Genomic DNA, 22,159 nt, shown 5'->3' on the forward strand with positions numbered 1-22,159 from the left:
TGGCGATAAAAAAATGACCAAATATAAAACAGTAATGGAACAGCCAAACTCAACCGTTGTAGCTGAATATAAGGCGCAGTATCAGTATGTCAAAAAATACCAAAGCGAAGGAGAACTTGAAGCAGAGTTTATTAAACTTTTGCAAAGCAACGGCTATGAGCATTTGCAAATTAAAAACTCAGGCGATTTACTTGCCAATTTACGCAAACAACTTGAAAAACTTAACAACGCGCTGGATTGTCGCGCCGATAAATCGGTCTGCGGTGCCGCCGGGTCGTTTAAATTTAGCGACGTCGAATGGCAGCAAATTTTAAACAGTTACCTTGCAAACAAAAATGAAGGCATTGTAGAAAAGACCCGCAAGATCCAAGAAGATTTTATTTATACACTAAAGCGCGCCGATGCAAGTCCGAAAAACATATATATCATAGACAAAAATAATATCCATAACAATTTTTTGCAGGTTGTAAATCAATACAGCGCCGTAGGAACGCGAAAAAATCGCTATGATGTTACAGTTTTGGTAAACGGCTTGCCGTTAGTTCATATTGAGTTAAAAAGACGCGGCGTTTCTATTAAAGAAGCGTTTAACCAAATAAACCGTTACCAGTATGACAGTTTTTGGGCTGAGAGCGGATTATATGAGTTTGTGCAGTTATTTGTAATTTCTAACGGCACGCATACAAAATACTATTCCAACACCGTAAGACGCCGGCGTTTAAAAGAGCAGTCCGCAGACGGGCGAGGTAAAAGCAAAAAGACATCTAACAGTTTTGAATTTACTTCTTGGTGGGCAGACGCTAAAAATAAAAGAATCGCCGATTTAATGGACTTTGGAAAAACGTTCTTTTCTAAACATGCTTTACTTGCCTTGCTTACAAGATACTGCGTGTTTACAACTGAAAAAGATTTGCTTGTTATGCGTCCGTATCAAATTGCGGCTACAGAACAAATTTTAAGCAGAATAGAGATGTCCAAAAACTTAAAGCAGTTAGGGACGGTAAAAGCGGGCGGGTTCATTTGGCATACAACAGGAAGCGGTAAAACGCTGACAAGTTTTAAAGCCGCACAGCTGGCAAGTAAATCAGAATTTATGGATAAGGTGCTTTTTGTGGTTGATAGGAAAGACCTTGACTATCAAACTATGGTGGAATACGACAGGTTTGAGAAAGGCGCTGCAAACAGCAATACTTCAACGAAAGTTTTGAGCAAACAACTTGAAGACCATAACGTCAAAATTATTATTACTACAATTCAAAAACTTGATAGGTTTATTAAAGATAATAAAGCTCATGCCGTTTTTAACAGGCATGTTACAATAATATTTGACGAATGTCACAGGTCGCAATTTGGCGATATGCACAGCAAAATCATAAAAAGTTTTAAAAATTACCATATATTCGGCTTTACCGGCACGCCCATTTTTGCGGCAAATTCGTCGTCGGGCGGCAATCCGCAGTTAAAAACAACAGAGCAGGCATTCGGCGATAAATTACATTCTTATACCATAATGGATGCTATAATCGACGAAAATGTTTTGCCGTTTAGAATTGATTATGTAAATACTCTAAAAATAAAAGAGGACATTAAAGATAAAAAGGTATCCGCCATTGATATAAAACGAGCGGAAAGCGCGTCTGAGAGAATTACGGAAATTGTTAAATATATCTGCGAGCATTTTGACCAAAAGACAAAACGTAATCAGTTTTATAAGTTAAAAGATAGAAGTATGGCTGGGTTTAACTCCATTTTTGCGGTAAGCTCCATTGAAGCAGCAAAGCTATATTATTTGGAATTTAAGAAGCAGATAGCAGACTTATCCGCCGCGAAAAAGTTAAAAATCGCTTTAATTTATAGTTTTGTTACAAACGAGGACGAAGTAGAAAACGGAATTTTGCCTGACGAAGATTTTGACGCGGAAAGGCTTGATAAAAGTTCGCGAGATTTTCTTGACGATGCCATAAAAGATTACAACGTTTATTTTAAAACTAATTTTGACACTTCATCAGATAAGTTTGAAAATTATTATAAAGATGTGTCTCAAAGAGTTAAAAGGCGCGAAGTTGATTTATTGATAGTATGCAATATGTTTTTAACTGGTTTTGACGCTACTACCGTAAATACTTTATGGGTTGATAAAAATTTACGCCAACACGGGCTTTTGCAGGCGTTTAGCCGTACTAACCGCATTTTAAATTCTGTTAAAACTTTTGGCAATATAATTTGTTTCCGTGATTTAGAAAATGCCACCAACGAAGCTGTTGCCTTATTTGGCGATAAGGACGCGTGTGGAATAGTTTTACTTAAATCCTATAAAGAATATTACGAAGGTTTTGAAAAGGGTGGAAAATATCAAAGAGGATATATAGAATTGATTGCCGAACTTAAAGAAAACTTTCCGCTGCCGGTTGATATTGCAGGCGAGCAGGCTGAAAAGGATTTTATAAAACTTTACGGAGATATTTTAAAGGTACAAAACATTTTAACCTCTTTTGACGAGTTTGCTGGCAATGAGATTTTGAGTATTAGGGACTTTCAGGACTATCAAAGCTCGTATATTGACCTTTATCAGAAGTTAAGAAAAGGCAAAGATGTCCATAAAGAAAATATTAACGACGATATTGTCTTTGAAATGGAGCTTATAAAGCAAATTGAAATCAACGTTGATTATATCTTGAATTTAATAGCAAAATGCCAAGAAGACAATATAAAAGGTAAAGAGATTTTAAATCACATTGAAAAGGCAATAAATTCAAGCATTGAGCTAAGAAGTAAAAGAGAGCTTATAGAAAACTTTATTGCAACTATAAACAATAAAACAAATATCAATGACGATTGGAAAAAGTTTGCAGGCAAGCAGCAAGCGCAAGATTTAGACAAAATTATAAAAGAAGAAAGATTAGAAGAGAAAAAAACTAAAAAATTTATAGAAGACGCCTTTCGCGACGGTGAGATAAGAGAACAAGGAACGGCGTTTGCAAATATTTTGCCGCCTGTCGATATGTTTACAAAGGATAATGCGCTTGCTAAAAAGAGATATACAGTATTAGAAAAACTAAAAGTATTTTTTGAAAAATATTTTGGAATTTAAATCATCTCTTGGGCGAAAATAAATGAAATATTCATTACTAGAGGTTTTATCCTTATTATATATATGTCAGAAATATTTAAGTATTAGGGTATAAATCAAGATAAAATGTTCGGTTTTTGGAATAGCTGCAATAGCAGCGGCATTTCTAAGTCTTTATTTTACGGCTGCGGCTATAATTTCATAAACTGTGTATAGTAAAATTAAATATGAAATTGGAGATTTTAATTTTATATTGGCTGCATTTTTAACTTTTATTGCATTAATGAGTCTTTGGAAATTAGCAATAAAGGGTTATTAGTTTTTTTAATCCGGTATATTTAATCTTTATTTACCTTTTACCCGAAATTAATCATTGTTTTGCAATTATTTCTAAAAATAAATTATTTAAATTTGATGTTAATTTACAGGATCGTAGTAGAGAAGGAATTATAAAAAGATTTGATATCTATGGAGATATTTTTATATTTACTGCAAAACAAAAACATTTACAAGCAAATAATTTATTTTCAATAGAAAACTTGACGTTGCCATTATTAGATTATTATGAACGTGTATTAAAAAAGAAATACCTGCGAATAGTTATTAGTTTGAAAGAGAGAATAAGTTTAAAAAGTATATAAATGTAAGTTATAAAGTTTCTTTGTAACTATGCATATCGATTTGAATTTTAGATAATGAAAGGATAAGATATGTAATTTCTACGTTTTAAACAAATTTAAAGGGTTTTATATAATATTAACATGAAAAACAATGCGCGATACTTAACCATTTCGCAAGCAAGTAAGTGGGCAAGTCAATATCTTGGAAAAGAAATTACAACTTCTAATATTTCTTATTTGATCCAGTATGGATGTATACGCAAAATCGGGAACAACAATTCAACTCAAGTTCTAAAATCAGAACTTGAGAACTATTATTATTCATTTAATAAATCAAGAGAACACGCTTGGAAAGATAAACTCGGGCAGGATTTGAATTGGAAGTTATCTTTCGACAATTTAAAGGAATCAGATACAACAAAGCATGTTCATAAACTTCACCCTTATAAAGGTAAATTTATCCCTCAGCTTGTAGAATACTTCTTAGATGACCATACTGATGAATTTAAAAAAGAAGAATTTTTTAATAAAAATGATATTGTTTTAGACCCTTTCTGTGGCAGCGGGACAACTCTTGCTCAAGCAAATGAACTCGGCATGCATGCAATAGGCATAGATATTTCGTCTTTTAACTCTTTTATTGCAAATTGTAAGATTAGTAAATATGACATTATTTCGTTAGAAAAAAGTATAAATGTAATTACGGAAAAACTGATTAAAAATCCCATATTCTTAAAAAATATTGAATTTGAGCAAACTCTTATAGAAAAGTTAAAAGAATTTAACAATAAATATTTCCCTGTGCCCGAATTTAAGTATAAGCTTAAACGAGGGTTTATGGACGAAGATAAATATGGACAAGAGAAAGAGAGATTATTTCTCTCGATCTATAAAGACTTAATCAAAAAGTATAATGTAGAACTTTTCAAGCAAAATCCTAAAACTTTTATAGAAAAATGGTACTTTAAAAATATCATATATGAGATAAATTTTGTTTTTGAAGAGATAAAAAAAGCTAAAGATTCTAATAATAAAAACATTCTAGTTTTGATTTTGAGTCGCACAATGCGCTCATGTAGAGCTACTACCCATTTTGATTTAGCAACTCTGGTAAAACCTATATTGGCGACTTATTATTGTTCTAAACACGGAAAAATTTGCAAGCCGATATTTTCGATTATGAAATGGTGGAAAACTTATTCAAAAGATACAGTCAAAAGAATAAAAGAGTTCGAGAAATTAAAAACGAAGACATATCAATACTGTTTATCCGGAGACGCCAGAGTAATTGATATTTTGTCAGTGCTTTCTAAAAAGAAAACTCACTTTTTAGATATATTAAACAAGCAAAAAATTTCAGGAATATTCTCAAGCCCTCCTTATGTAGGACTTATAGATTATCATGAACAGCACGCTTATGCGTATGATTTATTTGGTTTTAAAAGAAACGATAAGTTTGAAATAGGTCCATTATTTAAAGGGCAAGGAAAAGAAGCACAAAGAAGATATGTTGAAAATATTTCAACAGTTTTAAATAATTGCAAAAAGTATTTAAAAGAAAATTATAATGTCTTTTTGGTAGCAAATGACAAGTATAATTTGTATCCTGCGATTGCTGAGAAATCGGAAATGAAAATTGTAAATATTTTTAAACGTCCTGTATTAAACCGCACAGAAAAGAGCAAGGGTGCCTATGCCGAAATGATCTTTCATTTAAAGGAAAACAAATGTCTTTAAATCAAGAACAGCAAAAAGAAATGAAAGAAATTTTAAAAGAAAGTCTCAGAGCCAAATTTGAAAACTATAAACCTGAGTCTGCTTCAATGCCATTTCATACAAGATTATTGGGTAAAGATAGAATGGCATTATTTTCTTTTATCCATTCTTTAAATACTAATTTTGGGACTACTATTTTTGAGCCCATTGCTCTTAAATTAGCAAAATCTAATTTTAGGATAGTCGCCGGACAGAAAAATGCAGGAATGCAGATCAGTGATGGATCTCAAAGAGAAATACAATACATTATTGATGATATTTCCGCAGGAAATATTAAGCCAAATAAAATTGAGGAAACAGAGAGAATAAGAAAAGTGAGTCAAGAAGGTAGAATGTGCAAAGTAAAACTTACAAGAATAGGTGTTTTTCTTGAGAACTCAGATGGTGAAAAGTTCTTATTTGATATTAAAACGGCAAAACCCAATAAAGGTAATTTTAAAGAGTTTAAGAGAACATTATTAGAATGGGTTGCCGCAATATTTGCAGAAAATCCGAAAGTAAAAGTGAATACACTTATAGCAATACCATATAATCCTTATGAACCAAAGCCATACGACCGTTGGACAATGGCTGGAATGCTAGATATCCCAAATGAGCTAAAAGTAGCTGAGGAATTTTGGGATTTTTTAAGCGGCGAAGGTAGTTATAAAGATTTATTAGACTGCTTTGAACAAGTCGGTATTGAATTAAGCGATGAGATTAATAATTATTTTGAAAAATATAAATAACTTTGTGAAGAGCCTGATTTTAGATTCATTAATTTTATCTGAGATAATTAAAAGTTATGAGTAATATTTTGCCACAATTATAAGTTTTTAGAATCCATTTATTCTCAAGATTTTTTACATCTAAAAACAGATTTTTTAATAAAGATTCAACTATACTTGTGGTTCAGAATTGTTTAATTCGGCTGATATTTCTGTAGAAAAAAATTATTGAAATTATCAGAGATATAATGAATAAAATAACTACGCATAATTATTTTGCAAATGCATATTTTGCTATTGGATCTTATAGGAAAAAGTATATATATTGGGATATCGAGGAATTAATTGCCGCAAAAGAACAATTTTAATTGCATCGTTGTTGTATATTATGGATAGAAATAGCAAATGCCTGTGGTGGTATATATATAAAAAGAACGGCAATTTAAGCGAAAAGTTAGAATTGATCCTTTTTTTATTTATTCCGCAGGAGTATAAATACGAAAATAAATGTTAATACAATGAAATAAATATTAGATGATAGCGAACAATAATAAATATGTATTATATCCTTTCAGTATGTTTAAGAGTTTAAATAAAGAAGTTTTATTTAATATGATTTATGAAATTATTGATATATAACATGAGAAATATAATTGTAATAGTGTTAAAAGGCAGAGAGCATGTATGGATTTTAGGAGATTTGATATTGATGATTCTCCCTTTGTCTGTACTTTATACGGCGAATAGAATGGACATATAGATATGAAAAGGACTTGCTTAAATTATTAGTTTTTTATGCAAAAAAATAAAATTTGCACTTCAAAATATTTTAAGAAAGGCAAAAGAATTCAGTTGTAGATATCGGAGTTAAAAACTATTATATTGAAATGAGTTTTTTATAAATAATTATATTCTATTTTTAATAAAGCGCATAGTTCGAATAAAAAAATCAAAAGTTTGATATAGTGAAAATATGAAAAATGTATTTTTTGTAATTTGATTTTATAGACAACTTTAGATAATGATATTTAGCGTTAAAAAGAAAGAAGATAATAGAAACTTAATGTTCTTACTTGTCCCAAGCGTACTTTGTTTTTCCGCAATCGCAGCTGATTTGCTTCGCTCTCTTATCATAATTTTCTATTGATATTTGTGGTTTTTTACAATTGGAGTCTTGGCAGTTAAATATTTTTTCAAATTCTTGTACGTCTGTCCAAAAAGCTTTTAAATCGCCAAGTTTGGGCTTGGATGGATTGTCATGAGAGAACTGATTCCCTAATGTAGATGATAATAAGGCAACTTGATTTATTGTTGGGATTTTGGATTTTAAATCTTCAGAGGCGTGTTTCTTGATTTTTGATATTAATTCGCTAATCAATTCATTAGACATTCTTTTTTCATTAGTGTCATTGAATTTAAAACTAACTTTTACTTCTAAGTTGGAACATATGTTCTTTAATATGTGTTCTAAATGTTGTCTTATTAGATTACCCGCTGTTTCAGGAGAGCCTTTTGCAAGTTCTTTTTCAATACGTTCTTTTAAAGTAAGTGTTTCGTCAACATATGCTCCTTGATGTTTATCCCATTTTATTTCATTAATCAGCCAATTGTTTCTTCTTGCTTTTTGACTAATATAATTGAACCACTCAGATTCATGCGTAAGTAAAATTATTTGATAGTCAGAGAATTTATTAAATAATAAATCTGCAAATTTGTTTCTGTGATTTGTATCAAAACTTGAAATCACATCGTCTAAAACAAAAAATTTATTGTTCTTATTAAAAGCTTTCACAGAAGCTAAGAAAAATGATATTCCAAAGCAATTTAAATGCGATTCGCTAAAATATTTTTGCGGAGACGATTCCCACTGGCCATTATATTTGTATTTGATAGTGATGCCTTTTAAATTGTCGCCGTCAGGATTTTCAATAGTAGTAATTTGTATTTCTTGAAATAGGTCTTCGGGATTCATATATTGATAAAAATCATTTATACTATCAGAAAAAATAGATATAAAATTTTCTAATCCTTCTTTTTGCTTTTTTATGAACTCATTATAAATTAGTTCCAATGATTTTTTTTGTTGCTCTAAATTGTTTTTATCTTTTTCGAATCGTTTAATTTGTAAAAATGCATCTTTAGCGGCTGATATATTGGCAAAAGTCTCCGTGGTATTGTCATCTTTAATAGATATTTTAATTGCTTCTATTTCTTGAGCGATTGTGTTTTGTATTTTAAAATCTTCATCTTTTAGAATTAAAGTATCATCATTTGGCAGTTTATTTCCTGACTTAACTTCTTCCTTTGCCGCTTTTTGGTAATTGGAAAATTTAACTTTTAATTCTTCTATTGCTTGCTTAACATTGTTATGCGAAGGTTCATTAATTAAAGGATTTCTCAATATTACTTCTTCAATTCTTTTTAATCGTTCACTTGAGATATCTAAAACCAATTTTTTTGTATTATCATATTTTTCATTTATTTTTAAATAGTCTTCAATTCCTTCAAGACGTTTTTGAATATCAGTTTTTAATTCATCAAGATTTTTAGTTTGTAAACATAAAGGACAACTGTTTTCTTTGTGATATTTTTTGTTTAAAACGACTTCTCCTGATTTTAAAAGTTCATATAGGGAAGCTTGTATTATGCTTTTAATATCTTTTGCAGCTTTATTAAACTCGTTAAAATATTTTTGATATTCGTTTGTAAAAAGGGGTATCTCACTTTTAAGAGTAGAAAGCATTTTGTTGATATCTTCTAAAGATTTTAATTCCGTTGACTGCTTTGTGTTAGATGATTTTTTTATATGATTTAATACCGAATCAATATCTTTAAAAGAACTAACAGTTATGCCGGTTTTTAGGGGGAGTATAATTTCATTTATTGTTTTAAATAGATCTTTTTCTTGACTTACAGCTGCCCCTATTTTAGAAATTAATGTTTTTTCTTGAGTTGCTCTTTGAGCTTCAAAGTTCTGATTTTTTATTTCATTTTTTATTGAATTGAATGTTCTTTTTAGGATATCTTTAATTTTTGTTACATCGGAGAAGCCTATGATATCAGATAGATATCTCAGTTTGTCGCTTTTAGTCTGGTCTATAAAATCTCGTAGCGACTGATATCTGAGTAACAAGTTCTCATTTTTTGAATCATCTAAATATTTACTAAAAGAGCTGTCTGATGAATTTGATAGTTTATGAACCAACTTTTCCCTTTCGAAATATAAACTTTTTGATATATTATTAAGCTTTTTATTAAATGATATAGAAATTTTAGATACATCTGGTTTTGATATATATGAATTACGCAAGGCATCTTTTAAAACAATCTCCTCATTTGATAAATGAGAAATTTTATCAGTATAAAGCCATTCTATAGAATCTGAAATACTACTTTTTCCTGTACCGTTGTCGCCGTATAGTAAGACAGATTTTTCATTTAATGGTAAATTTATAGTATTTTTTATACCTCTTATTCCAGAAATATTTATATCTTTGATTTTAATTGTCATTTTCCTGTCTTATCTCATCTATTTTATTGGTTATGTTTTTTTCAGTAAATTTTCCGGTTTTATATAATTCCGATAAGATGTTTGCAATCTTGTCGTCTACTCCTTTAATTGAAGAAATATTTTGAAAGAAATCATCTAAAATTTCTTTCCCGGATTTTACGTTATTTTCTTTTGTTCTCATTTAAAATAACTCCAATTAATTTTAAAGTTTATTAAAATAGTATTATTAAGTACTTTTAATCCAGTTTTGTTATTGCAGATGGGATAGACGCCAAAATTTTCAACAAAGTTTAAAATAAAGTAGCTTTCTAAGTCTTCGACTCGGAATTCCCAAATATTTTTCAATACCTCAAAATTTATATATGTAAACCATAACGGTTTTATTTTTCTATAATTAACTAGCCCTATGTTTTTTGATTTTCCTTCAAAATGTCCAATAAGTCTGCTTCCTATGCCATTTGTTTTTTTTTCACTCATTCCAATGTAAAGTAATTTTGATTTGTCAAAAGGATATTGAATTTGATTATTTGGACTAAAAATAAAATACAATCCTATTATGCCATTTAAAGGTTTAATATTATCTGCTTCAAATGGCATAGGATTATCAAAGTATATATTGACTATATTCTTAATCTTCACTATTCCTCATCTATAATTTTCTCATATGAGTTTTTAATGTTTTTATTGATATAAGTGTTTAGACCTCTACCTTTTTCTTTGGCTAATTTTTTCATTTCTTCTATATTATCTTTTCCGCTGCTATTATAAGTATAAAGATAAATCTTCTTGGGTGTTTTTTTGAATTTAACTTTAATATAATCGTCTCCAATTTCAAATTCAGAAACTCCAGAATTTCCACTTAAATCAGAATATTTTTCCATAATTTTTTTGTTGTACAGCTTAATGTACTATATAAACAAACTCCCTTTGCGTAAGATTAATAGGTACTTTATAAATCTTATAAATTAAAATAATCTTTCTTTTGTTTTCTGTTATTTTTCCCTGTGAAGCTTCTTCTCAATCTGTTTGGCTTTTAAATCGACTTATAGTTGGCAACATGATGTCTTCTTTTGGCGTCAAGATATGTCTTTTGAGCCTCATTTTTTTGACTTTATATTTCCTCAAAAGACTCAGTTCTGTCACCTGTGTCCTTGATACAGCTATGAACATCTAAATGACACACACAATACGACTAAACCCAACACAAGTAAAAGGTTTTTCATTTATTTTCCCCTTACGAGCCTAGATTACGCAAATCTCCGAATAATGCCGCACTGAATGTCTGTCATTTTGCCCACATCCGCTTTCCTATTTTATATGTCTATGCTTTTCTCCTTAGGGAAGATGCAAGAGGTCTTACCTTCCTCTCTTTACTTAAATGTTACTGTTGAATTATATCATAAAACTTTGAGATTGTTAAAATAATTTCTATTATAATAAATGATAGCAATATAAATATTAATTTCGAATTTAGATACTTTTCATTCTTTAATTATAACTGCAATTGTTTTCAGTCTTTCTGAAAAGACTGCTCTGTCGACTTATATTTGTTTTGTAGGGAAACTGCCTTTCCTAAATTGCACATCTGTTTCGTAAAACTCAATATCTATTAGCTTAACCATAAGTTTTTTTGTCAGCACAGGATAATTAAACAGGAGTTTGTACCGGTGTTGCCAGTCTTGCTTTTCTCCCCCCGTCTCTTAAGATAAAAAATTGTCAGAAAACGAGTCTCTATTCTTGAAGAATGGATAGTCTAAAATGAGAGGTATGTTGTTGGACGGACATATAACGGCAGGTTATAAATTATATATACAATCAGTATTTAATGGTTGCCATTTCGAATCTAATTTAGAGTCGTTAATATCCATGATGGTAAATATTTATGATATTAAAACTTCTATTATAATGTGTTATAGTAAAAATGTTTTTTTGTTTCTGCGGTAAGATAATGGGCAATATTAAAATGACATCGTAGAAAAGGGAGTAATGGTTTAGCAAGAATTTGTTTTCTTAGACAATCAAATGAGTATTTGCTAGAATTACAGTATAAAAAATGAATCAGGGATATTTGTTTTATGTCATATCTTGTTTTCGCCAGAAAATTCAGACCGCAAAATTTTGATAAAGTTATCGGACAGGAACATATTTCGCAGACTCTTAAAAATGCGATTTGCGAGAAACGCGTTGCCCATGCCTATTTATTTAGCGGACCCAGAGGCTGTGGTAAGACCACTATGGCAAGGATTCTTGCTAAAGCTTTGAATTGTAAAAATGGTCCGACAATTGAACCCTGCGGAGTATGTGAAAACTGTTTAGAGATTTCAAAAAGTTCGAGCATTGACGTTTTAGAAATTGACGGAGCGTCAAACAACGGCATAGATGAGATCAGGGCTTTAAGGGAAAACGTAAAGTTCTCAAGTGCCAATTCAAAGTATAAAATTTATATTATAGACGAAGCGCACCAGATAACCTCGCAGGCGTTTAACGCATTGCTTAAGACGCTCGAGGAGCCGCCGCCTCATGTTGTTTTTATTATGGCTACAACTGAACAACATAAAATTCCCGCCACTATTCTTTCAAGATGTCAGAGATACAGGTTTAAGCTTATATCAAGCGCTGAAATGATTTGCGCAATAAAGGATATAGGACAAAAAGAAGGTTTTGAGATAGACGACGAAGCTTTAAGCATACTGACTTCGGCATCTGGCGGCTCTATGAGAGATGCCTTAAGTCTTTTAGATCAAGCTGTGTCTTCAAACGCAGGCAAAATAACCGGCAATTATATAAGAGAGCTATTCGGACTTCTCCCGAAAGATATTATAGTTTCGATTACTGACAGTGTTGCAAAAGGCGATATACAAGCAATTCTAAAAACTGTCAAAGAAATTTTCGAGCAAGGATACAATATTTTACAGTTTGCAAGAGATTTAAGAGACCATCTTAGAAATGTTATGATTTATTCTATAAATCCCGCAGTCGCAGAAATTTCTTCTGGAGATAAAAAACTTTTTGATATTCAAAAAACTTTGTTTACCGTATCCCGCCACTTGCGTATGAACAATCTTTTATCAAAAGCTCTTGAAGAAATGCGTTGGCATGATCATCCCAGAATTATTCTTGAGATGTATCTTCTTAAAATGTCGGAACCGTATTATGATGTCGGCGAACTTATAAACATAATTTCTGATCTGGAGAAAAACGTTAAGGTTAGCGGCGGCTCGTCGCTGCCTTTTGAGAAGCAGTCTGCGGTTCAAAGCGAATCTTGTGTTACAGATGAGATTTCTGCTTCCGTAGATTTGGCAATTGTGTGGAATGAGATTGTTTCTGAAATAATAAAAAAGCATCCGCTTACAGCTGTGGCGTTGAAAAGAGCATCGATTAAGGTGAAAGATGTTTCGTCAATACAGTTGACGGTTTCAGAGCAATTTGATTATGATAGTATTTTAGAGTTTCAGGAACAGATTTCAGAACTTTTTCAAAGAAAGACAGGTTTAAACGTAACAATGGGAATTGTTATTGAAGAGGTCGCGCCTAAAAATGAAATAGCGGAGGAAGATATAGTCATTAAAAAAGAAAATTCCCCGCAATCTTTTGAATATGGCGTTGAAGAAAATTGTGAAGAAAACGCAGAAACTGCTGTGCCCAAACATATAGAAGAAATAGCCAAAAAATTTGGTTCTATTGCTAAAAAGATTTGATATATCTCAGGATTTTCTAGAATGGAAAGAAATAATTTATAAATGGTATTTTGTTTTATAGAATAGATATTTTTGTTATGAGTAAAATTGACTGAGGATAATTATCTAAATCCGGGAATAATCCATATATTATAATAGGTTGCGATATTAATTTGTAAATAGTGTTTCCAGCGGCATCGTATCAGTGTAGCGTCTTTTGTAAGTGGGATAAAACAAAAAATTGATGTGGTTCGCAAAAATGAAAGAAAACAGCTGATTATAGATGATGAAGTATCGTATGCAGGTTCAAAAGTACAGTTTTACGCGAAAGGGAAAATACTTTTTTTAGGCTGTCAGATATTTGGAGATACTGTACAGTATAAAAATCAAAATAAAACAGGGTATTGTAGTATATATAAGCTAGCTTGAGGATTATTGCAAAAGTATTTAAACCTGCTGACAGCAAAGATATGAAGTCCGGGTTTGTTATAGTATAGGTAAGCAGTCTGTCTTTTCTACATTTTTGTGAAAATATGGAGAGATAGATATTTAAAAATTTCAACATATATTTCTAAAGAAAAAAAATCAAGCAGATATCAAAAGAAGGTATTTTTTTTTTTGAGCTGTTAAAGGGATATTGGGGATTTAAACAATATGAACAGACCGCAGCCTGTAGAGAGAATGGTCGAAATAGTAAAAAAGCTACCCGGTGTAGGTCCTAAAATGGCGGAACGGTTGAGCTATCATATGTTGAAAATGCCTCAAGAAGAAGTTGACAGATTTATATATTGTATACAAAATGCAAGACAGACTATGAAGTGCTGCAGTATCTGTTGTAATTTAAGCGAACACGATCCCTGCCTTATATGTTCCGATACCACAAGAGAACAAAGCATTATATGTGTTGTGGAAACTCCGCAGGATTTGATAGCCGTAAGCAAAGTTAAAGATTATAAAGGGCTTTATTTTGTGCTTGGCGGCGCTTTGTCGCCCCTTGACGCGGTTGGTCCTGATGACATAAGAATTGATAAGTTGATGGAGAGATTAAAAAGTGATAATATTAGCGAGGTAATAATAGCTACGGATACGGACTCTAAAGGCGAAATAACTGCCGTTTACCTTGCAGATATTATTAAAACATTAGACATTAAGGTTACAAGATTAGGTTATGGTTTACCTGTCGGCGGCGATATCGAGTATGCCGATGAGGTAACTATTTCGCGCGCTATTGCGGGACGAAAAGAAATGTAAGATGACAGAGTAAGAATAGAGTTAATGTCAAAGAAAAGAAGTCTTTTATCTTCACTCTTTAATTCTATATATGCAAAGGAGCAGAATGATGTTAGAAAAAATGATTGAAGTTCGTTGGCATGGACGCGGTGGTCAAGGTGCAAAAACAGCTGCGCTTTTATTTGCCGAAGCTGTTTTGGCAACAGGCAAATACATTCAAGCGTTTCCTGAATACGGCCCGGAAAGAATGGGCGCTCCAGTTCAGTCTTTTAACAGAGTAAGTGAAGATCCTATTACAATCCATTCGGGTATTATAAATCCGAATTATGTGGTTATTTTAGACCCGTCTCTTATGGAATCAGTTTCGGTGACAGAAGGTGTCGGCCAAAATGGAAAAGTTATAGTAAATACTTCTTTCAGCGCCTCAGAAATTGCACAAAAACTCGGTATTGACGCGGGTCAAGTGTACGTGGTGAACGCAAGCCAGATTGCTGTGGAAACAATGGGAAAAGATATACCGAATACACCAATGCTTGGCGCTTTGGTGAAAGTTATAGGAACTTTAGATATTGATAGCGTTTTAGAGGATACAAAAATTAAACTTACGGCAAAATTTAGACATAAACCTGAAGTTATTGAGGGAAATCTTGCGTCAATAAAACGCGCTTTTGACGAAGTGAAAAATTGATAGGTTTTTACCTCGCAAGACGCAGGGATAGAAGTATATCTTTGCGTTTAATTTCGTTCTGATGTTTAGATGTTTAAATGAAGAGGTTTTTTGCCTCTCGGAGGAATAAAGTGAAAAAAGAAGAAAATGAGAAATTAACAGCCGCTGAACTCCCCATAGGTGATATAGTCGAAGCCGGGACAGCAGTTGAATTTAATACGGGGAATTGGCGTTCTGAAAGACCTGTGTGGAATAAAGAAAAATGTATTCATTGTTTGACATGCTGGATTTCGTGCCCTGATGCTTCTATAAAAATTGCTCCAGACGAAAAGAGAATAACGGTTGTTACAGGCATAAATTATTACCATTGCAAAGGTTGTGGAATTTGCGCAAAAGAATGTCCGCCTAAAATTAAAGCAATTACAATGGAACAGGAAAGAAAATAATTATTGAGAGGCTTTGCCTCAAGGGGTTAATGAAATGATAAAGACAGTGTGCTCAAAAGGTAAACTTGTTGCTAAAACCGGCAACGAAGTTATGGCTGAAGCAATGCGCCAGATAGAGCCAGATGTAGTGGCGGCATATCCTATAACTCCGGCAACTGAGATAGTGCAGATATTCTCACAGTTTGTTGCAGACGGTGTTGTAAAGAGCGAGTATGTTGCAGTAGAAAGCGAACACTCCGCTATGTCGGCGACAATAGCAGCGTCGGCAGCCGGCGCAAGAGCGATGACAGGCACTTCTTCACAGGGATTATGTCTTATGTGGGAGATGCTTTATATAGCTTCGGGATTGAGACTTCCCATAGTTATGGCGGAAGTCAACAGAGCGATTTCCGCTCCAATTAATATTCACGGCGATCATTCGGATACAATGGGTGCAAGGGATGCAGGGTGGATTCAGATATATTCGGAAAACTCACAAGAAGCTTACGACAATATGATACAGGCTGTTAAAATAGCTGAAAAAGCGAAACTTCCTACGCTTGTGACGACAGACGGGTTTATTATTTCTCATTGTATGGAAGTTGTGGAAACTTATCCTGATGCGGATGTAAAAGCTTTTATCGGCAAATACGAGCCTGAAAGATACCTTTTAGATGTGAAAAAGCCTTATACGTTAGGTTCAATTGATTTGCAGGATTATTATTTTGAACACAGATACCAGCTAGCACAGGCTGTAAGGGATGCGAAAGATATAGTTTTAGATGTGTCGGAAGATTTCAAAAAAACTTTTGGACGCAAATATGATTTATGCGAAAAATATATGCTTGACGATGCAGAAATTGCAGTAGTAGTTATAGGTTCAACAGCCGGGACTGTAAAAGCTGTAGTAAAGGAATTGAGAGAAAGGGGCATTAAAGCGGGTTTTTTGAAGATAAGAGTTTACAGACCGTTTCCTGCAGAACAGATAGCAAAAGATTTAGAGCACGTTAAAGCGGTTGCAGTTATGGACAGAGCGGATTCATGTTCTGGAGCATTTGCTCCTGTTTATTCTGATGTTGTCGCATCTTTATACGCCGCGGGGGTTACAAAGCCTAAAGTTGTAAACTACGTTTGCGGTCTTGGCGGAAGAGAAATCAATACCGGACATATTGCCGTTGTTTACGAAACGCTCGGTAAGATTGCGTCAGGCATAGAAAAGCCGTCAAATAAAGTTGAATACATAAATGTAAGAATAAGATAGTTATCAGGCTCTTTTTATCTCTCCATCCTTGTCGAGGATGGGAATAAGAATGCATAAAGAGTTCAAAATAAGTTGATGTCGGGAGCGAGAGGCAATTCTGACCGGGAGGACAGCTCTTCTTTTTTTTCTTCTTCTCTTCTCTTATTGTAGAGGAAAAAACTGAGGGATATAGTCAATGAAAAAGTTTTGTTCTTAGGAGAAATAAAATGGCAAATTTAAAAGAATTAAGTAAAAGCCCGGAGCACCTGACAGGTGGACATCGCCTTTGTGCCGGTTGCGGCGCAGGCATAGTTGTAAGACAGGCTTTGATGGCTGCCGGCGATACGCCGATTGTTGTCACAAGCGCTACTGGTTGCTTAGAAGTCTCGACAACAGTTTTTCCTTATAGTGCATGGAGAGATTCGTTTTTCCACAGTGCGTTTGAAAACTCGGCAGCAACATGCAGCGGCATTGAAGCAGCATATAGAAGTTTAAAGGCGCAAGGTAAAATTAGAGATGATATTAGATTTATAGCTTTCGGCGGCGACGGTGGAACTTATGACATCGGTTTGCAGTCTTTGTCAGGTGCAATGGAGAGAGGGCATAGAATGCTTTATATATGCTATAACAATGAAGCATATATGAATACCGGAATCCAAAGGTCGGGAGCAACTCCTAGAGGAGCACATACGACAACCGCTCCTGCGGGAAAAGTGCGTCAGGGTAAAGAACAGAATAAAAAAGATTTAACGCAAATAATGATTGCTCACGATATTCCTTATGTCGCCCAGACCTATGTTGGAAACTGGAACGATTTTATAACAAAAGTTCAGAAGGCGTTAGCAGTTGACGGACCGTCGTTTATAAACGTTTTAACGCCTTGCAGGCTTGGTTGGATATATAAACCGGAAGACACGATGGAACTTACAAGACTTGCAGTTGAAACTTGTATTTGGCCTTCTTTTGAGGTTGAAAACAGTGTTTATAAAATAAATGTTGTACCTAAAGAAAAAAAGCCTGTAATTGAATTTCTAAAACTACAGGGGAGATTTAAACATCTTTTCAAACCCGATAATGCCCATATTCTTGAAGCAATTCAGAAAAATGTTGACGAAAAATGGTCTCTTTTACAGCGAAAAGCAGCATCTGGATGCCAGGCATAAATTTACAATAATCGTGGTATTTTGCATTATATCGGGATAAAATGGATTGCAATGCATATCCATCTGTATAGTTAGCAGTAATGCCTGAAAACTCCTATTGAATACAAATATGCTGGTAGCGGAAACATGTCTTATTAAGAGAGCAGGTATTTTTTATCTGTTCTCTTTTTTTATTTGTGAATGTATGTTTTACATACCTCCATTAAATTAGGTATAATTATTAGCAATTCACTATAATTAAGGAGCGAATATGATAAGGTTTACTACAGCAGGTGAGTCACACGGGGAAGGACTTCTTGTTATTCTCGAGGGGATTCCTGCGGGACTTACCATGAACTTTGAAGATATAGACGTAGAGCTTGCAAGAAGACAGAAAGGTTATGGTAGAGGACAAAGAATGCGCATAGAGACGGATGTCGTCAAAATTTTTTCAGGTATGCGTCATACAGTCTCGCTCGGTTCGCCGATAGCAATGTATATTGCAAATAAAGATTATAAAAACTGGACGCAGGTAATGTCTCCAACATCTAGCGATTTGGGCGGAAAGCCTCTTTTGAGACCGCGTCCGGGACATGCTGACTTGGCAGGACTTATGAAATATGGTGTAAGCGATTTCAGAGATATTCTGGAAAGAGCATCTGCAAGAGAAACGGCAGCGAGAGTGGCGGCTGGTGCTGTGTGCAAAGCTCTTTTAAAGGAGTTTGAAATAAGTATCGTGTCCTACACGTTGCAAATAGGAGATATTGTTGCAGATATGTCTTTGATTAAAGAAGATGAGATATGGCATAGCGCAGAAATGTCTTATGTAAGATGTCCTGATGCACAAGCAAGTGAAAAAATGATCCAGTTAATAAAAACGGCAAACGAAAAAGGCGATACTTTGGGCGGTAAAACCGTTGTTGTGGCAAAAAATGTACCGGCGGGACTTGGAAGTCATACTCAGTGGGATTTAAAACTTGATGGGCGCCTTGCACAGAATTTAGTTTCAATTCAAGCTGTAAAGGCTGTTGAGTTCGGTGCGGGAACAGAGCTTGCTTCGCTTTTTGGTTCAGCATCTCATGATGAAATTTTTTACAATGAAACAAAAGGATTTTATAGGAATACAAACAGATCAGGCGGCATAGAAGGCGGTATGAGCAACGGAGAGCCTATTGTTGTAACGTGTACTATGAAAGCGATTCCATCGCTTGCCAATCCTCTGCACTCCGTGAATCTTGCTACAAAAAAAACCGCTGAAGCTGAAGCGGTAAGAAGCGATGTTTGCGCAGTTTCTGCGGTTGGCATTGTTGCAGAAGCTGCAGTTGCTATAGAGCTTGCAAAAGCATTAAAAGAAAAGTTTGGCGGCGATTCTCTTGAAGATATGAAAAAGAACGTGAATACGTACAAAGAAAGAATAAAGGCATTATAATGAATCTTGTATTTACCGGTTTCATGGGTACAGGCAAATCAAAGACAGGAAGAATCGTGTCGGAAAGACTAAAAAGAGGTTTTTTTGATACCGATAACTTAATAGAAAGAAAAGTTGGATATTCGATAAATGATATTTTTAAAAGATACGGCGAGACCAGTTTTAGACAGATGGAAATTGAAACCATAAAAGAAGTATCTGAAAGAGATTCTGCCGTAATTTCATGTGGTGGCGGGGTGGTTTTAAATTCCGTAAATATTGCAGCTTTAAGGAAAAAAGGGATAATAATAAATCTCTACGCTTCAGCTGAAGTTATATATGAAAGGTTGAAAAGCGAGAGTGACAGACCTCTTCTAAGATGTGAAAAACCTTTGACAGAGATAAAGAAACTTCTTAATTTTAGAAAAACCTTTTACATGGATTGTGATTTTTCTTTTGATACGGACGGGTTATCGGCAGCTAAAGTCGCGGATAAAGTTTTGAATAACGATACCATAAAAAAATTGTTGCTTTAGTATATCGCTGCCGATAAACTCAGTAGTCTTTTCGGTATGCGGAACTAACCGATAAAATCAAATTGATTTAAAAAATCAAAAATTATATAATTTGTGCGTTATATTCCAAAGAGAGAAAGCAGATGTTTAGAAGAATATTGAATTCGGCGCTATTGATTTTTTTTTCTGTTTCTTTGTTATCTGCGAGTGAAACTTATTTAATAGATACTCCTACTGCAAGTGTATTGGATTACGGTTCTTATAGTGCGGGATTTAGGGTTTTTTCAAACGGCAACCTTCTTTCAAAAATTGATTTTGGTGTTTTTAAACTCTTAAATATAGGTGTATCGTGGGAGTTAGACAAGTTTGTCGGGAATGATCGGATAAAAGCTGCAATTCCTGCTTTGCGGATCAAGTTTAGGGTTTATGATGGAGATATGACTTTGCCCGAAGTAGCAGTAGGTTATGACGGTCAGGGGTATTTTTTTGATTTTAACCGAGAGGGCAATTATTTGCAGATGGGTAAAGGACTGTATATTGTTGCAGGCAGAGAGTTTCTTATTGAAGGTTTAACGCTTAATGCTGGCATCAATATGAGCAGTTTTTCGAAACCTAGAATTCATGGCTTTTTAAATTTAATAACTTCTCTATATAAAGATATAATATATTTTATGATGGAATGTGACAGCATGGATCTAAAACTTAATTTTGGCTTTAAATTTGCTTTAACGGAACATATAAGTGCAAGATGCGTTTTGAGAAACCATTATGATTGCGACAATCACAAAATTTGCTCTGAAAGAGTTTTTAAAATAAGTTATTCCGGTAAATTTTGAGCGAGGATAAATGGAAATGTCTTTTGATTTTGAAAAGCCTATTGCGGAGATTAATAAGAGAATTGATGGTTTAAAAGAAGCTTCTCGGATTGGCAATATAGATTTATCGGTACAGATTAAAAATCTTGAAAAGACAAGAGATGAGTTAAAACAAAAAATTTACAGTTCTTTGACGACTTGGCAGAGAGTACAAATAGCAAGACATCCACAGAGGCCTTACTCTGCAGATTATGTTAAGCTTGTCTTTAAAGATTTCATAGAACTTCATGGTGATAGGACTTTCGGTGACGATCAAGCAATTTTATGTGGCATTGCTACGTTTGACGATAGTCCTGTTGTTGTCGTAGGACATCAGAAAGGCAGAACTCTCAAGGAAAATATGGATAGGAATTTTGGCATGGCGCACCCTGAGGGATATAGAAAAGCAATGAGAGTGATGAAACTTGCCGGAAAATTCAACAGGCCGATAGTAACTTTTATAGATACATCGGGTGCATATCCTGGAATTGCAGCTGAAGAAAGAGGGCAGGCGGAAGCCATAGCAAGAAATCTAAGAGATATGTCAAGTTTAAAAGTTCCTGTTGTGAGCATTGTTATAGGCGAAGGCGGTTCTGGCGGAGCTTTAGGCATAGGCGTTTCAAATAAAGTTTTGTGCCTTGAGAATGCCTATTATTCTGTTATTTCTCCGGAAGGCGCCGCCGCTATACTTTTTAGGGACGGTTCAAAAGCGTCGAAAGCCGCTCAGGCAATGAAAATAACGGCTAAAGATTTGTTAAGTTTAAAAATTATAGACGAGGTTATAAAAGAACCGCTCGGAGGCGCCCATTGTGACCCGTCGGTTGTGGCAGAAAATATAAAAGCTGCTTTAAGCAAGTATCTCCGTCAATATGAAACTATGAGCTGTAAAGAAATTGTTGATGAAAGATATTTAAAATTCAGGAAAATAGGCATTTACGAGGATGTTGCGGGCATTGAGAGTAACGGCAAAAAAACGAAGAAAAGTCTGCAAAAAAAAATAGAATAAAAAACGAACACGGCGCACTAAATTTGACAGTCACCTCATCGATGGGGTGTTGCAGTGCGATAAAATCGAGATGCTATACTATGAAGGTTTGCACAACTCTGTCGGAGTAGAATAGTTACGCCTTATTTGTCCTATGAGGCGGTTAAAAGGATGCCAAGAGTGCATAAAAAAGAGGAGGGAGAGGATTACTTCTGTTAGTTTTATTTGTGTTGTTTTCTCTTTTGCTCCTTAATCGAGGTTATAATAGAAAAGCTTTGGGAGGAGAGGGAGAATAGTGAATAAAAAAGTTTTGCAGTGAGATGAAAAAACGC

General features: G+C 33.9%; 17 protein-coding genes. 13 read left to right on the top strand and 4 right to left on the bottom strand.

Annotation, left to right across the window (positions count from 1 at the left end; translation table 11 throughout):
* Positions 1–13 precede the first annotated feature (13 nt).
* The 3 genes from LE179_RS00585 to LE179_RS00595 all read left to right on the top strand — a co-directional run bounded on the left by LE179_RS00585 (position 14) and on the right by LE179_RS00595 (position 6,194).
* Positions 14–3,091: a type I restriction endonuclease subunit R gene (locus LE179_RS00585; protein ID WP_374128432.1), complete on the top strand. Its 3,078-nt coding sequence runs from the start codon at positions 14–16 to the stop codon at positions 3,089–3,091.
* Between the two features lie 740 nt (positions 3,092–3,831).
* Positions 3,832–5,427 carry a DNA methyltransferase gene (locus tag LE179_RS00590; protein ID WP_374128433.1) on the top strand — a complete coding sequence of 532 codons (1,596 nt, stop codon included), beginning with the start codon at positions 3,832–3,834 and terminating at the stop codon, positions 5,425–5,427.
* Positions 5,418–6,194 (top strand): TdeIII family type II restriction endonuclease, encoded by a 777-nt coding sequence (locus LE179_RS00595; protein ID WP_374128434.1) that lies wholly within the window; start codon positions 5,418–5,420, stop codon positions 6,192–6,194. The genes LE179_RS00590 and LE179_RS00595 overlap by 10 nt, the downstream gene beginning before the upstream one ends.
* 1,048 nt (positions 6,195–7,242) lie before the next feature.
* Here LE179_RS00595 and LE179_RS00600 read toward each other — a convergent pair.
* From LE179_RS00600 to LE179_RS00615, 4 genes are read right to left on the bottom strand one after another with little or no spacing between them, the layout of a single operon-like run.
* The gene (locus LE179_RS00600) at positions 7,243–9,684 is read right to left on the bottom strand and encodes a hypothetical protein (protein ID WP_374128435.1); all 2,442 of its coding nucleotides are present in this window, start codon (positions 9,682–9,684) and stop codon (positions 7,243–7,245) included.
* A complete protein-coding gene (locus tag LE179_RS00605) occupies positions 9,674–9,865 on the bottom strand; it encodes a hypothetical protein (protein WP_374128436.1) in 192 nt (63 codons plus the stop codon). The genes LE179_RS00600 and LE179_RS00605 overlap by 11 nt, the downstream gene beginning before the upstream one ends.
* The gene (locus tag LE179_RS00610; protein WP_374128437.1) at positions 9,862–10,323 is read right to left on the bottom strand and encodes a hypothetical protein; all 462 of its coding nucleotides are present in this window, start codon (positions 10,321–10,323) and stop codon (positions 9,862–9,864) included. Before LE179_RS00610 ends, LE179_RS00605 begins: the two co-directional genes overlap by 4 nt.
* Complete coding sequence (locus tag LE179_RS00615; RefSeq protein WP_374128438.1) at positions 10,323–10,565, bottom strand: hypothetical protein; 243 nt, start codon at positions 10,563–10,565, stop codon at positions 10,323–10,325. The genes LE179_RS00610 and LE179_RS00615 overlap by 1 nt, the downstream gene beginning before the upstream one ends.
* A gap of 1,194 nt (positions 10,566–11,759) precedes the next feature.
* Here LE179_RS00615 and dnaX point away from each other — a divergent pair.
* From dnaX to LE179_RS00665, 10 genes are all read left to right on the top strand, one after another.
* Positions 11,760–13,382 carry a DNA polymerase III subunit gamma/tau gene (gene dnaX, locus LE179_RS00620; RefSeq protein WP_374128439.1) on the top strand — a complete coding sequence of 541 codons (1,623 nt, stop codon included), beginning with the start codon at positions 11,760–11,762 and terminating at the stop codon, positions 13,380–13,382.
* Positions 13,383–14,015: 633 nt separating this feature from the next.
* Positions 14,016–14,612, top strand: a complete 597-nt coding sequence (recR, locus tag LE179_RS00625; protein WP_374128440.1) for a recombination mediator RecR — start codon at positions 14,016–14,018, stop codon at positions 14,610–14,612.
* A gap of 88 nt (positions 14,613–14,700) precedes the next feature.
* Positions 14,701–15,279 carry a 2-oxoacid:acceptor oxidoreductase family protein gene (locus LE179_RS00630; RefSeq protein ID WP_374128441.1) on the top strand — a complete coding sequence of 193 codons (579 nt, stop codon included), beginning with the start codon at positions 14,701–14,703 and terminating at the stop codon, positions 15,277–15,279.
* Positions 15,280–15,389: 110 nt separating this feature from the next.
* On the top strand, positions 15,390–15,704 hold the full coding sequence (locus LE179_RS00635; RefSeq protein WP_374128442.1) for a 4Fe-4S binding protein: 315 nt from the start codon (positions 15,390–15,392) through the stop codon (positions 15,702–15,704).
* A 34-nt stretch (positions 15,705–15,738) separates the two neighbouring features.
* Entirely contained in the window at positions 15,739–16,944 is a 1,206-nt protein-coding gene (gene porA / locus LE179_RS00640; RefSeq protein WP_374128443.1) for a pyruvate ferredoxin oxidoreductase, read from the top strand.
* 206 nt (positions 16,945–17,150) lie between these two features.
* A complete protein-coding gene (locus LE179_RS00645) occupies positions 17,151–18,086 on the top strand; it encodes a thiamine pyrophosphate-dependent enzyme (RefSeq protein WP_374128444.1) in 936 nt (311 codons plus the stop codon).
* 250 nt (positions 18,087–18,336) lie between these two features.
* Positions 18,337–19,494, top strand: coding sequence for a chorismate synthase (gene aroC, locus LE179_RS00650; RefSeq protein ID WP_374128445.1), 1,158 nt, complete (start codon positions 18,337–18,339; stop codon positions 19,492–19,494).
* Positions 19,494–20,009 carry a shikimate kinase gene (locus LE179_RS00655; protein ID WP_374128446.1) on the top strand — a complete coding sequence of 172 codons (516 nt, stop codon included), beginning with the start codon at positions 19,494–19,496 and terminating at the stop codon, positions 20,007–20,009. The genes aroC and LE179_RS00655 overlap by 1 nt, the downstream gene beginning before the upstream one ends.
* Positions 20,010–20,131: 122 nt before the next feature.
* Positions 20,132–20,824, top strand: coding sequence for a hypothetical protein (locus LE179_RS00660; RefSeq protein WP_374128447.1), 693 nt, complete (start codon positions 20,132–20,134; stop codon positions 20,822–20,824).
* Positions 20,825–20,834: 10 nt separating this feature from the next.
* Positions 20,835–21,848 carry an acetyl-CoA carboxylase carboxyltransferase subunit alpha gene (locus LE179_RS00665; RefSeq protein ID WP_374128448.1) on the top strand — a complete coding sequence of 338 codons (1,014 nt, stop codon included), beginning with the start codon at positions 20,835–20,837 and terminating at the stop codon, positions 21,846–21,848.
* The last annotated feature ends 311 nt before the right edge of the window (positions 21,849–22,159 follow it).

The organism is Candidatus Endomicrobiellum agilis (assembly GCF_020328115.1).
Lineage (GTDB): Bacteria > Elusimicrobiota > Endomicrobiia > Endomicrobiales > Endomicrobiaceae > Endomicrobiellum > Endomicrobiellum agilis.